This is a genomic window from Anaerobutyricum hallii DSM 3353, from assembly GCF_000173975.1.
GTDB classification, from domain to species: Bacteria; Bacillota; Clostridia; order Lachnospirales; family Lachnospiraceae; genus Anaerobutyricum; species Anaerobutyricum hallii.
Genome location: NZ_ACEP01000087.1, coordinates 1 through 14,169, shown reverse-complemented (window position 1 = coordinate 14,169; position 14,169 = coordinate 1). Strand labels below are relative to the sequence as shown.

Annotated in this window: 10 protein-coding genes and 2 pseudogenes; 1 reads left to right on the top strand and 11 read right to left on the bottom strand. The window is 38.5% G+C overall.

Features of this window, described 5'->3' with window-relative positions:
* The 5 genes and pseudogenes from EUBHAL_RS14840 to EUBHAL_RS08385 form a co-directional block, all read right to left on the bottom strand.
* On the bottom strand, positions 1-785 hold a 785-nt coding region (locus EUBHAL_RS14840), incomplete at its 3' end, for an FtsB family cell division protein (protein WP_005348018.1).
* 17 nt (positions 786-802) lie between these two features.
* Positions 803-1,477 carry an acyltransferase gene (locus EUBHAL_RS08395; RefSeq protein WP_005348016.1) on the bottom strand — a complete coding sequence of 225 codons (675 nt, stop codon included), beginning with the start codon at positions 1,475-1,477 and terminating at the stop codon, positions 803-805.
* A 50-nt stretch (positions 1,478-1,527) separates the two neighbouring features.
* Positions 1,528-1,752, bottom strand: a complete 225-nt coding sequence (locus tag EUBHAL_RS17240) for a helix-turn-helix domain-containing protein (protein WP_044922715.1) — start codon at positions 1,750-1,752, stop codon at positions 1,528-1,530.
* A 17-nt stretch (positions 1,753-1,769) separates the two neighbouring features.
* Positions 1,770-1,844, bottom strand: a pseudogene (locus EUBHAL_RS15685) (IS200/IS605 family transposase); the annotation flags it as partial.
* Between the two features lie 146 nt (positions 1,845-1,990).
* Positions 1,991-4,162: a type IA DNA topoisomerase gene (locus EUBHAL_RS08385; RefSeq protein ID WP_005348013.1), complete on the bottom strand. Its 2,172-nt coding sequence runs from the start codon at positions 4,160-4,162 to the stop codon at positions 1,991-1,993.
* 288 nt (positions 4,163-4,450) lie between these two features.
* Here EUBHAL_RS08385 and EUBHAL_RS08380 point away from each other — a divergent pair, with 288 nt between their 5' ends.
* Positions 4,451-5,092 carry a lactate utilization protein gene (locus EUBHAL_RS08380; protein WP_005348011.1) on the top strand — a complete coding sequence of 214 codons (642 nt, stop codon included), beginning with the start codon at positions 4,451-4,453 and terminating at the stop codon, positions 5,090-5,092.
* On the opposite strand, the gene EUBHAL_RS08375 is transcribed toward EUBHAL_RS08380, so the two are convergent.
* The 6 genes and pseudogenes from EUBHAL_RS08375 to EUBHAL_RS08345 form a co-directional block, all read right to left on the bottom strand.
* Positions 5,081-6,901: an ATP-binding protein gene (locus EUBHAL_RS08375; protein ID WP_005348009.1), complete on the bottom strand. Its 1,821-nt coding sequence runs from the start codon at positions 6,899-6,901 to the stop codon at positions 5,081-5,083. The two genes, EUBHAL_RS08380 and EUBHAL_RS08375, sit on opposite strands and share 12 nt — an antisense overlap.
* A gap of 431 nt (positions 6,902-7,332) precedes the next feature.
* The gene (glyA, locus tag EUBHAL_RS08370) at positions 7,333-8,580 is read right to left on the bottom strand and encodes a serine hydroxymethyltransferase (RefSeq protein WP_044922713.1); all 1,248 of its coding nucleotides are present in this window, start codon (positions 8,578-8,580) and stop codon (positions 7,333-7,335) included.
* Positions 8,581-8,929: 349 nt separating this feature from the next.
* Positions 8,930-10,303 (bottom strand): DNA repair protein RadA, encoded by a 1,374-nt coding sequence (radA, locus tag EUBHAL_RS08365; protein WP_044922720.1) that lies wholly within the window; start codon positions 10,301-10,303, stop codon positions 8,930-8,932.
* A gap of 258 nt (positions 10,304-10,561) precedes the next feature.
* Positions 10,562-10,972: a hypothetical protein gene (locus EUBHAL_RS08360; protein WP_022170414.1), complete on the bottom strand. Its 411-nt coding sequence runs from the start codon at positions 10,970-10,972 to the stop codon at positions 10,562-10,564.
* 146 nt (positions 10,973-11,118) lie between these two features.
* Positions 11,119-13,580: pseudogene (locus tag EUBHAL_RS08355) on the bottom strand (ATP-dependent Clp protease ATP-binding subunit).
* A gap of 15 nt (positions 13,581-13,595) precedes the next feature.
* Positions 13,596-13,985 (bottom strand): GntR family transcriptional regulator, encoded by a 390-nt coding sequence (locus EUBHAL_RS08345; protein WP_022170412.1) that lies wholly within the window; start codon positions 13,983-13,985, stop codon positions 13,596-13,598.
* Positions 13,986-14,169 lie beyond the last annotated feature (184 nt).

The window sequence follows — 14,169 nt, the reverse complement described above, 5'->3', positions numbered from 1 at the left end:
ATTGTATTTCCATGATGGTAAAAAGTATAGGTTCTGCCTTTACTTACTTTTTTTGCCGCTTTTTTGCCCCATTTTTTCTTTGCACGGGCTTCATTCGACTTTTTCTTACTCATCTGGTCAATATAGGTTGCAACAGAAGAAGCAGCCTCGTTCTCATAGCATCTTCCTTTATCATTGATAATTAAAGGTGCATCTGCTAAGCGATGGAATAGTTTGGAGTTTGGATAGCCATTTCTGAAATGTAAAAATGCATCGCCGATAGCGGAAGCATTATAGGCATAATAAACATTGTTCGGCAAATCAGTAAACACAATGTAATTACCGCCATATACCATGATTTCATAAATAGCATTATCTTCATCATAAAGGATATATTCGTATCCTGGCCCGTACTTTTCCTTCACCTCATCTGGCGTATATTTTGTTGTTTTATCTGCTCTTGACGCAATAGTTGTTGCTAAAGAAAATACTGCTTCTCCCTCTATAAATTCACTGCCATCCATGTTGTCAGCATAGCCCACTTCAAGTTTTACAAGATGATCCCGAGATATCTTTTCAAGGTAATCACTGGCTCTTTGCTCATCCTCTGTCATGTCGTTCTCTGCATCTACTTTTGATTTCAGGGACTTATTCTGTTTTTTCAGCTTTTTATTTTCTTTTTGCAGTTCTTTATAATAACTTGACTCAAGTACCTTTTTCTTTGAAGCCTTACAGCCGGTAAGAGAAAATATCAATACCAGACTTATCAAAAGAACTACATATTTACTTCTTCTTCCTCTTTTCATGATGTCCTCTGATTTTCTTAATATTCTTCTTTCTGGACTACTTCGTTTTTATTTTTATAGATGGAGTGGCCAGCAACATATCCTCTTACGCTGGATAATGGATATATGTTACTGTGTCTTCCCACGATAGTTCCTGGATTTAATATAGAACCACAACCAACTTCTACATAATCTCCAAGAATTGCTCCAATCTTCTTCATATGTGTCTCAATCTTTGTATCATCTAAATGAACCTCTACTAACTTTTTGTCAGACTTTACATTAGAAGTAATAGAGCCTGCTCCCATATGGGATTTATAACCGAGAATAGAATCTCCTACATAATTATAATGAGGAACCTGTACTTTATCAAACAAAATAACATTTTTAAGTTCAGTAGAATTACCTACTACAGCTCCCTCTCCTACGATAGCGTTGCCACGGATAAAGGCACAGTGGCGAATCTCTGCATCCGGACCAATAATTGCCGGGCCATTAATATACGCTGTTGGCGCAACCATAGCAGATTTTGCTACCCACACATGTTCTTTTACTTCTTCATACTCATCTTGGGAAAGAAGCATTCCTACTTCCATAATGAAGTCATGAATCTTTGGAAGAACTTCCCACGGATAGGTGTTCTCCTCAAATAATACAGATGCGATTGTTCTGTTAAAATCCTGAAATAATTCCCTATTTTCTAATCGTTTCATTTTCTTTTCTGGCTGCAAACAGCCTCTCCTTTCTATTTATATCTATGTTACTATCTCTTTGTGACATCCTCTCCACCTGTAGAGGTGGGGCTTCCCAACCTCGGCAAGTTTGGTTCTCGTTTGATAACACTATATGCTAAGCATATGCGAGCTATCCCCGTGTGTCCCACGGAATGATTGTATACCATTCTCACACAGCCAAAAGTTTTAGCAAATAAAATCTTCTGTTCATCATTCGGGTATATTCTGAATTTATATGCTCTGTTTGCCACCATGCCTCTTCCTTTTCCGCGAAAACCCACCTGCGATACTTGACCACAATCACAAGATGATAGTATAGTAAGAATACTAAATGTGCGTTATTATCTCAATTTATTGTATCTCAATTTTTTATTATGCGACTAATGATACTATACTATATTTAGGATGCTCTATCAAGTAGGTAGCAGACGCAATTTATCTCCCAATCTCCCACCTTAGAGGTCGGAGTCTTCTTGCTGTAAGAGGATAAATTCAAGCCTGTGGAGGATTTGTATCTATAAATTCAAGCCTCCAGTTATACCTTCCAGTCTTTTCATCTTTTTCATAGTAAAAATAAGCTGAGAACTTATTGCCACGTTTACTTACGCAGCCTCTGAAGCCTACCTTTCCATGCTCTAGCAAAATCTTTACCATCTCGTAAGATACTTTTTTTCCAAGAGAGGTAATAAAACGGTCATCTTTCCAGATGGCAAACTTGCAGCCTTTTTTCCATCCTGAACAGCCAAATGCCCTTGCTGTCTCTACAACTGGAGCCCCACATTCCGGACAGATACCGGCAGGTTCCGTGTGCAAAGGTTCTAATGTAACAGGCCCGCCGAATACTTTATCATTCTTTATTTTGTCAACAGATTCAATGACAAACTGCTCTATCATTGCGAGAAAATCGTCTTTTGTAAATTTCTTTCGCTCAATATCTGACAATGTTTTTTCCAGACGGCCTGTATATTCCAGATCAAAAAGTTCTCTTGCCGGAAATGTTTCTACAAGTATTTTTCCTAAATCTGTACAGCTTAAGCTCTTGCCCTTTGCCTTAATATATCCCGCATCTTTTAACTTTTTAATGGTTTCCGCACGGGTTGCCGGTGTACCGATACTAAATCCACTCAAAATGGCCATCATCATCTGTTCTTCTTCTTTTTCCTCATATTTCTTCCCGCAGGTTTCCATAACTTTAAGAAGTGTCTTTTCCGTATGTGGTTTTGGTGGTTTTCGCTCTACTTCGTTAATTTCTGACTTTATAAGAGGCAGAACATCTCCCTTTTTCACTGCTGGAAGAATTGTTTCTTTGGCATCAATACCTTCGATTAATTTCCAGCCTGCTTCAAGCTGTACCTTTCCTTTTGCGACAAACTCTCCCGGAATATCTGTATTCTGCATTTTTATGTGAAGTACTGTATCTTCTGCAACTGCGATTGGCATAAATTGTGCTAAAAATCTGTTTTTCACAGCTTCATATACAATTCGTTCTGACTCATTTAAGCTTCCTGGCTGCATGTAGGTTGGAATAATCGCTGAGTGACTTTCTACTTTTTTACTGTCAAAAATGCGCTTTGTACTTTTAAACTGTATCATCTCTTCATAAGGGCAGCTTTTTTTATGGATATTCAGAACCTTAGCTGTTTTTTCCTTGAGGCTTTCGTCAAGGACAACACTCGCCGTTCTTGGATAAGTAATAAACTTTTTCTCATACAATTGCTGTGCCGTCTTTAATACCCTGTCAGAAGTCCACCCTTTATATTTTGAAGTTATATAGCCCTGAAGACCTGACAGATTAAAAAGATAGGGAGGGTACTCTTTCTTATTTGTTATCTTTTTGGAAACAACTTCACCATTTTTATCTTTAATCTTTTCCTGAATCTCTTTTAATTCTTCGGGATTATCGAACTTTTCCCCAGCTTTTATATAATAAATACTGTCGAACTTCTTTTTGTCTTCCGTCTGAAAAATGCCCTTTAATTTATAATATTTTGTCACTTTAAAGTCCGCAATTTCTTTATCCCTGTCATAGATTATCTTAAGTGTCGGCATCAGCACTCTTCCAACATTCAACAGACGGATATTTTTCTGGTTACGGTATTTCAAGGTAGCAACTGAAGTAAGGTTGATTCCAATAAGCCAGTCTGCAATCTGCCTGCCAAAACCTGCGTCCTGCAATGATTTCATTTCTTCATTTGGCTTTAAATTCTGTAACCCTCTGTTTACTTCCTCTGCTGTCCACTCATTTAATAAGATTCGTTCTACCGGCTTTTGTGGGGAAATGTAATTAATAATTTCATCTGCGATGATCTGCCCTTCTCTGTCATCATCCGTTGCAGAAATAATTCCCTCTACATCCGATCTTTCCATCAGGCTTTTTATAATATCCATCTGCTGGACAACACCACTATCCGGTTTATCTTTATTCTTTCCATCAGACTTTATCTTATATAAAAACTTTTCCGGAATATAGGGAAACTTCTCAATCTTCCAGCTTCGCATCTCCGGGTCATAATCTCTTGCATCATAGAGCTGCAAAAGATGGCCAAATGCCCAAGTAATTATATAATTCTGCCCTTCAAAATATCCATTCCGCCGGGAAGAAGCGGTGGCATCCGCAATGTTTTTTGCCACAGACGGTTTCTCCGCTATAATTAACTTTTTCATTGAATTCCCTTCTTTCTGGATGTATTTATGTAACGCAAACTACTATAACATAATTTTTTTATTCTGTGAACCTTAGAGCGTGTTTGAAAAATACTCTGGCGGAAATTCTTCTCTTTTCTCATTTTCAAAAAAATGATATACTATTTTCAATAACTATAGTAATTTTCAGTTATACAGCAAGTATTTTTACTGATAATCTACATTTAATCTAATCTGCATCGCTGAAAATTACTACAAATAATCTCACAATATACTCAAAAACGTATACAAAAAGGAGGATTACTTACTATGACACCAAAGCAGGAAGCATGGGCTATTCAGGCCGAGCATGTAATCAAACAGATGGAGCGCAGACACTTTAATGCTTATTACTGTTCTACAAAAGAGGAAGCTTTAACAAAAGCTTTATCCATTATTGAAAAGGGTTCTGTCATTGCAAGTGGAGGCTCAGCTACTTTAGGAGAAGTGGGTCTGCTCGATTACATAAAGAACCATTCTGAAGATTACACCTTTATTGACCGCAGTATTGCAAAAACAGAAGATGAAAAAAGACAGATTCACGCAAAGGCAATTCTGTCTGATTATTATCTTATGAGTACGAATGCATTTACCATCGACGGACAGCTTGTCAACATTGATGGGAACGGAAACCGTGTCAGTGCACTTTGCTACGGTCCAAAGCATGTGGTAATTATTACTGGTATGAATAAGTTAGTTCCTTCTGTAGATGCCGCTTACAAACGAATCCGTCAGGATGCCTGCCCGCCAAACTGTGTACGTCTTGGACTTACTAATCCATGCAGCAAGACAGGCATCTGCGGAGAATGTATGTCTGCATCCTCAATCTGTGACCTTTTCGTTACAACAAGAATGTCACGTTATCCTGATAGAATTCATGTTATCATGGTAGGAGAAGAATTAGGATATTAATTTTTTATCCATTTTTAAAAAATATTTTGCGAGGGTATGTATCAGCTTGTCAAAGTCTAATGGCTTTGCAATGTGTTCATTCATTCCAGCCTCCTTGGCAGCAATAATATCCTCGTTAAATACATTGGCAGTCATAGCAATGACTGGAACCGTTCTGGCATCCTTTCTTTTCAGCTTTCGAATCCTCTTCGTTGCTGTAAGTCCATCCATAACCGGCATCATAACATCCATCAAAATCACATCAAAACTATCACTTTCTGACTGCTCAAAAAGTTCTACCGACTCTAAACCGTTCCTGGCAACTATAATTTCTGCTCCTGCATCTTCAAGAATATACTGTGCCACTTCAAGATTTAAGTCATTATCTTCTACAAGCAATATCTTCATTCCCTCTATAGAAGTTTCTTCCTCTTCTGTCTCTGTTTCTTCGAAACAGACCGTATCAAGCTTTACAGGAAGTGTGATCGTAAAAGTACTTCCCTCTCCCTGCTTTGTCTCAAGGGTAATGGTTCCTTTCATCTTATTAATAAGATTCTTAACAATAGACATACCAAGCCCTGTCCCCTGATAACTAGAGCGATTCTCCGCATGTTCCTGTGTAAATGGCTCAAAAATATGTTCTGCGAATTCCTCACTCATTCCAATTCCTGTATCCGAAACAATAAATTCAAACTTTACATATTCTCCATCACAGGATAACTCTCTTGCCGAAACAAAAATATCTCCCCCCGGATTTGTATACTTAATCGCATTACTTATAATATTTACTAAAATAGAACGAACATAGTTCGGACTGCCACAGACGCATGGATGCTCTATCGCTCCTTCTATATCCTGCTCGATCGTAAGACTCTTTTCGGAAGCAATAATCTCCTGAACTGCCAGCGTACCATTCAAAAGTCTTATCATATCAAACGGCTCTTCCACAAGCTGAATACTTCCCGTCTCAATTTTTGACATGTCAAGAACATCATTAATCAGAGACAAAAGCTGATCGGCTGCCCCACGCATCTTTGAAAGGCATAAATCCATTTTTTCCGGATTATTAAGATGTGCCTGTGCAATATCAAGCATTCCCATCATGCCGTTAATTGGAGTTCGTATATCGTGAGACATATGGGATAAAAACTCCGATTTTGCCCGTACCGCTGCCTCTGCATCCTGTGTCTTTTTTTGCAACAGACGCTGCTGATTATTAACAAAAATCAGCAAAATCGTTATTGTAAGAGAAGTATTGGCCCACGGCATTGTATTAAAGAAACACTGCAGGAAAATCCCAATAAAAAATGGAACAATGTAAAAAACTGGCTGCCATAAAACCTTCCTTTTTTCTGCATTTTTTTCTTTATGAATTCTCCACAAACTAAGCAAAACAGAATATGCATTATAAATATTAGCTATCATCAAAATCTGTGGATACTTATAAATCCATTCTGTCCGATAAGATGCCACTATTATTATACAAAGTACATCAATTGGTATATGTATCGTAATCAAAGGTATACGCTTTTTAAACATATCCGAGCCATATATATTTTCGCTATAGCAAAGGAAAAACAACGATATAGAGGCTACAGAAAAGATAAAAGCCGCATCTAATATAAACAGGACATTCCTCCCTGCAGTCTGCTTAAATAGTATTCCAAACACATCCGATAAATCACAGACACAGACGGCAATCAGCAATTGCAGAATCCACCTTTCTGATTTGCCAAATCCCGGTGTCCTGCTAAGCACATATACCAGAATATTATTAATCAGCATCATAAAAATAACGGTATATATATAACTTATATTCCATGCTTCCATTTTGATTACCCCTTCGAATTATAAATATTTATTCATAACTTTATGTAATACTTTCATTAATTCTTGTTTTTTACAAGCATATTTATGATAGCATATATTGGATCAATTTTCTATATAAAATGTTTTTCTTTAACAATTTCCACTTATTTTCAATCATTTATGACACATAGCATAATGATTAGGGGCTATCTGTACTTTTCATCTGTATGCCACTGCATCAGAAGATACATTTACTTAATATGCACATCCTCGCCAAATGCGTATTTTGGAATCAAAATCATATGAAGAATACTGAAGGCATAGAATAAATTCTAACTTTGTTCCAACATCCAAAGTCAGCTCTCAAAGAAAGAAAAGACCCTATATCAGTGATAGAGTCACTGATATAGGGTCTTTTCTTTCTTTGGGAACGTCTACCTTGCCTGCGGCAATTAGAATTTATCCCCCTGATAGATTGGATATTTTTCTGTAAGAGACTTAACGATTGCTTCTGCCTCTTCCAGTTTATGGTCGATGATCGTAAGCTTAATTGCCTCTGCAATCTGTACCATATCGTCTTCTTTTAATCCTCTAGATGTAACAGCAGGTGTTCCAAGACGAAGACCACTTGTTACGAATGGAGACTGTGGGTCATTAGGTACTGTATTCTTGTTACATGTGATATGTACGGAATCTAATAATTTTTCCATGTCTTTTCCTGTAAGTCCCATCTTACGAAGGTCTACAAGCATCAGATGGTTATCTGTTCCGCCAGATACAATATCAAATCCTCTTTCGATTAATGCATCTGCTAATACAGAAGCATTCTTTACAATCTGTTTCTGGTATTCTTTAAATTCTGGTGTTAATGCTTCTTTTAAACATACAGCTTTCGCTGCGATTACATGCATTAAAGGACCACCCTGGATTCCTGGGAAGATAGCTTTGTTGAAGTTATATTTCTTATTCACTTCATCGCTTGATAAAATCATACCACCTCTTGGTCCACGAAGTGTCTTATGAGTTGTTGTTGTTGTAACGTGTGCGTATGGGATTGGGCTCTCATGAAGACCTGCAGCTACTAAACCTGCGATATGAGCCATATCTACCATTAATACTGCTCCAACTTCATCTGCGATCTCACGCATTCTCTTGAAGTCAATCTTTCTTGCGTATGCACTTGCACCGGCAATAATCATCTTTGGATGACATTCTAAAGCGATTTCTCTTACTTTATCATAGTCGATAACACCTTCGTCATTTACACCATAAGGTACGCAGTGATAATTCTTACCAGACATATTTACAGGACTTCCGTGTGTTAAATGTCCGCCATGGTCAAGGTTCATTCCCATGTAAGTATCTCCCAGATTCATTACTGCGAAAAATACTGCCATGTTTGCCTGTGCGCCGGAATGAGGCTGAATATTAACATATTCACAGCCAAATAATTCTTTTGCTCTTTCGATTGCCAGATTCTCTACAACGTCTACATACTGACATCCACCATAATAACGTTTTCCTGGATATCCTTCTGCGTATTTATTTGTAAGGTGGCTTCCCATTGCTGCCATTACTGCTTCGGATACTAAATTTTCTGAGGCAATCAGCTCCAGATTATTTCTCTGTCTTCCAAGCTCGTCCTCCATTGCTTTTGCAACTTCTGGATCAAAATCCTTCACATAATCAAAACTAAACATTTCTATTCCTCCGTTTTCTATACTGCATCTTCTAAAACAGATATGCATATGGAGATTATAGCATACTGATAAAATACAAGCAATGATTAAATCCTATCGTATTGTAGGCTTTTTAGTTAAAAATATAAAGTTCCTCCGTACGTTTACAATTCTTCCCTGTATTTTTTTGCATTACATAGAAAACTTTTATCTTAATTTGCGTGAGCATTCTCGTACATTAAAAAAATACTTTTTACAAGATATATTTTCCAATTTGCGGGAAATTACTTTTTATTTTTTTAACTCACTCTTAAAATATACGAAATACCTTTTCAATGATTCTATCTTTTTTCATAAATATTGCAAAAAATCATAACACCTGAATGACTTCTCTCACATTAGATACACCAATTACCTGAATCTTCTGACAAATGTTATCTCCAAGTACTTCGGCATTCGTTTTTGGCATAATACATCTGGTAAATCCCATCTTAATCGCTTCGGCAAGTCTCTGCTCTACATGACTGACACCACGAACTTCTCCAGTAAGACCTACCTCACCAAAAATCAATGTTCCCTCATGAACAGGAAGATTGCGATAACTTGATACAACTGCACAGATGATTCCAAGGTCAATTGCCGGTTCTCCAAGTTTCATTCCTCCGGCAAGATTAACATAGGCATCGCAGCCTCCAAGCTGCATTCCTGCCTTTTTCTCAAGAACTGCCAGTAAGAGATTTACTCTGTTAAAATCAATTCCAACCGTAGTACGTCTTGGCATATTAAAACTTGTCGGAGAGACTAATGCCTGAATCTCGATTAACAGTGGTCTAGTTCCCTCCATTGAACAGACAACCACGGAACCTGACGCATCCGTCGGTCTGCCATCAAGCATTACTTTGGATGGATTCTCCACTTCGACGAGTCCCTGCTCTTTCATCTCAAATACACCAATCTCATTCGTCGAGCCAAAACGATTCTTTACGCCTCGAAGGATTCGGTAAATCGCCGTCTGGTCCCCCTCGAAGTAAAGAACGGTGTCCACCATATGCTCCAATGTTTTCGGTCCGGCAACGACACCTTCTTTTGTAACATGACCAACTAAAAATACAGCGATTCCCTCTACTTTTGCAAGCTGCATCAGCACAGAAGTAACCTCTCGCACCTGACTGACACTTCCCGCTGCAGAAGTAATTTCTTCGCTGTACATTGTCTGTACAGAATCCACTACAACCATATCCGGTTTTGCTTCTCTTACCGCTTCTGCCGCCGCATTAATATCTGTCTCGCAAAGAAGAAAAACATTTTGCTTAAATCCGCCAAGCCTCTGTGCACGCATCTTAATTTGTTTTAAAGATTCCTCTCCTGAAACATAAACAACCTTTTTCCCACTGTTTGCCTGATAACGGCAAATCTGCAGGAGTAGAGTAGACTTTCCAATTCCCGGATCACCACCTACTAACGTAAGCGACCCCTTTACAATTCCCCCACCAAGAACCCGGTCAAGTTCTGGAATTCCGGAGCTTGACCGATCTTCCTCTTCCATAGATACTTCAAATAATCCTGTAAGCTCCTGACGAGGCAGATTATCTCCTCTCTTTCCAGTCCCTTTAGACACCGGACTTACCTTCTCCTCTGTCATCGTATTCCACTGATGACAACCGGGACACTGTCCCATCCATTTGGGTGTTTCGTAACCACATTCTTTGCAAAAAAATACGGTCTTTGCCTTTGATTTTGCCATAGATAATTCCTTTCCAATTTTAATAAACAGAAGCCAAAAGCTTTCGCCCCCAAATCTTCTCTCCACGAATTTAATTCACCCCGGACAGCCAAAAACAGAACCCTTACAATGAAATAATCCATTTCTGTGGTCTCGGAGCAAGTGTTGGATGCGAGCGCGAAAGCAAGCATTCAACACGCCGCAACTAAAGTCACAGAAATGGATTATTTCATTGTAAGGGTTCGTCTGTCATTCCAACGAATAAAATTTGTCCACCATCTATTTTACTATTTGGACTTTTGCTGTTTCTCCTGCATCTAATTCGATGCTGAAACTGATTTTTCCGCTGAGACTGGATTTGAGCTTGCCAATATTAGTATCGTTAACATATACTTTGTATTCCTTTTCAGGTTCTACTTCAAGAGTAATCTGTAAGTCATCCGCTGCCTCTGTCTCAAACACAATCTGGCGTTCTGTTTCTTTGTAACCATGTACAGCAGAACCTGGTACAGATTCATATACAACACCGCCATTTTTCTCTAAGCGGGTAATCTCCTGAAATGTTTTTACTTTATATGTATCGCCCTCAAATGAAAAATCATCAAGCTTTGTCTTTTGTGTGAGACTATAATCTCCAAAGCTTAAACTTCCATTCTCTTCTGCTTTTAATAATTCTTTTACGTTAGCCATTGTTATATCCTCCGTATTTATATCTGTCAAGTTACCGTTATTATACAAGAAAACGGGAAATTTTTCTACAAAAAACACATAATTATTAAAAATTATTTTACAAAATTTCTATTGCAGATTATCTAGAGTGTGTTTGTTGTATTTTTCTACTTTTTCTTCTTTTCTGCTTTCTTAACAACTGGCTTTCCATCGTTAATATCGAGAAGAATTCTGTCATTGTTTTTAATGTGGCCTTCGAGGTATTCATCTGCCAGAAAATCTTCCAATTCATTCTGGATAGCACGACGAAGCGGTCTTGCTCCATACTGTGGATCATATCCTTTTTCAAGGACATAGTCTGCTACTTTATCAGAGAATTCCAAAGTGAAGCCTGGATTTTTTGAAAGTCTGTCAGAAAGTTCTTTTAACAGCAATTCTACAATCTTCCTCTGTTCTGGTTTTTCTAATGTATGGAATACCATGATACCATCCACACGGTTGATAAATTCTGGTTTAAAGATCTGCTTCACTTCTTCCATTACATGGGACTTCATACGCTCATGATCTTCCTTTGCACTTCTTTCTGTAATAAAACCAAGATTCTTCGGTGCCATGATTCGCTGTGCTCCGGCATTGGAAGTCATAATGATAACAGTATTTTTGAAGTCTGCCTTTCTTCCATTCGAATCGGTAATCTGTCCATCATCAAGTACCTGAAGTAAAATGTTAAATACATCGCCATGTGCTTTTTCAATCTCGTCAAATAAAATAACGCTATATGGATGGCGGCGTACCTGCTCGGAAAGCTGTCCACCTTCTTCATATCCCACATATCCTGGAGGAGAACCAATGAGTTTGGATACGCTATGTTTTTCCATATACTCGGACATATCAACACGGATCATCGCATTTTCATCGCCAAATAATGCCTCAGCAAGTGCTTTGGAAAGTTCGGTCTTTCCTACACCAGTTGGTCCTAAGAACATAAAAGAACCAATTGGCCTTTTCGGATCTTTTAACCCAACACGGCCACGTTTGATTGCTTTTGCAACCATCTTTACTGCCTCATCCTGCCCGATTACTCTTTTCTTTAACGTATCCTCAAGACCAAGCAGACGCTGTGATTCGCTCTGGCTGATACGAGTTACCGGAATCTTTGTCCAGGAAGAAACAACCTCTGCTACATCATTCTCTGTAACATTAACACGGCTGACTGCTTTTTTCTGCTCCCAGACTTTTCTTTGTTCTTCGAGTTTTTCCAGTACTGTTTTCTGCTTTGTATTATTCATTTTGGCCTTGCGCAGATTGCCCTCCGCAAGTGCCTCTTCTTTTCGCTTTCCATATTTATCAAACTGTTCTTCTAATGCCCGCATTTCATCAGACATTGTGTATAAGCCGACTCTCTTTTTAGAAGCAGCCTCATCCATAACATCAATCGCTTTATCTGGAAGAAAACGGTCACTGATATATCGTTCTGATAATTCTACGGCTGCCTGAATTGCTCCGGCAGTATAATGAACATGATGATGCTGTTCGTACTTTTCCTTTAAGCCATTAAGAATTGCAACTGCCTCTTCCTTCGTTGGCTCTTCTACGGCAACTGGCTGAAAACGTCTTTCAAAAGCGGCATCTTTTTCAATATATTTTCGATATTCCTCACGAGTTGTCGCACCGATTAACTGAATCTCTCCTCTGGCAAGAAATGGCTTCATAATATTAGAAGCATCAATCGCGCCTTCTGCTCCTCCTGCTCCAATCATCGTGTGAATCTCGTCAACAAATAAAAGAATATCCCCTCTGGAAATCACTTCTTGAAGGAGTTTTTTAATTCTCTCCTCAAATTCTCCTCTGTATTTAGAACCTGCAATCATTCCTGGAAGATCTAATGTCATTACCTTTTTGTCCCAAAGCATTTCTGGCACTTCTCCACGCACGATCCACTGTGCAAGCCCCTCTACGATTGCTGTTTTTCCGACTCCCGGCTCACCGACAAGACAGGGACTATTCTTTGTACGGCGGCTTAAAATCTGAATCATTCGCTCAATTTCCTGGCTTCTTCCAACAATCGGATCTAACTTCCCTTCTTTTACCCTCTCTGTCAGATCCACACAATATGCTGCGACCATAGAATTCTTTTTTTCGCCTTCTTTGGTGCAGTAAGTGACTGGAATTCTTTCTGTGCTCTCGTTGAATCTACCCCTGTCGCAACTAAAACATCTACATAAATTTTCTTTAGATTAATATTCATGCCTTTCATCAAACGAAGCGCAATACAATCTTTTTCTTTGATGATCGCAAGTAAAATATGTTCTGTCCCTATCTGCTGTGCATGCATGCGAATTGCTTCTTCTTCGCTTGTCAAAAGAACATGTTCTGCTTTAGGACTGTATCCGAGAAACGTCTGATTCGCATTATCTCCTAATGCTGCTGATTCTCCCAATACTGCCTCTAAAAAATTCTCATAGTTAAGACCATTCTCATAAAGTACTCGTCCAGAAAGAGAATCTGGCTGTGCTAAAAGTCCCAGAATAAGATGTTCGGTTCCTATATATTTCTGGTGGCATGAAGCTGCATCTTGCGCTGCTTTCTCCAATGCCTGGGAAGCATAGTTATTATATTCTGTTCTCATTCCTATCCTCGCTTTCTATTCTTCCTCTTCTATCATAAGAAATGTGTCATACATTTCCTCTACTAACTGTTTCATCTCATCTTTTGTAATCTCTTTGCAGATTGCCTGTGCTACAATCATCTGCATGTATCCATTCACCTTCATCATCTCTTCTGATTTGTCACTAATCTGTACAGAAATGACTGCTCCCTTTCTTCGATCAAGCTTCAGATAGCCTTCTTGGCGCAGCATGGCGTATGCCTTATTCACCGTATGCATATTCACACCAAGTTCTCCTGCTAAGCCACGCACAGAAGGAAGGGAATCCCCCTCATGGAGCTGTTCCTGCGCGATCTGCATGACAATCTGATTGCGAAGCTGTATGTAGATTGCCTCCGGGCTGTTAAAATCAAGTTTTATTCTCATATTTATCATCCCATTCTTTTAAGATATCTTCTGTGTTATATAGACTATATCATATAGCGCAAAAAATCAAGTCCATAAACAAAAAAACGTACAAAATGTATCCTTATCTGACAGTAAAATACATCTTATACGTTTTCTCTCTTTTGATTTTTTAAACATGCTTTAAAATGTATAAAAAAATACT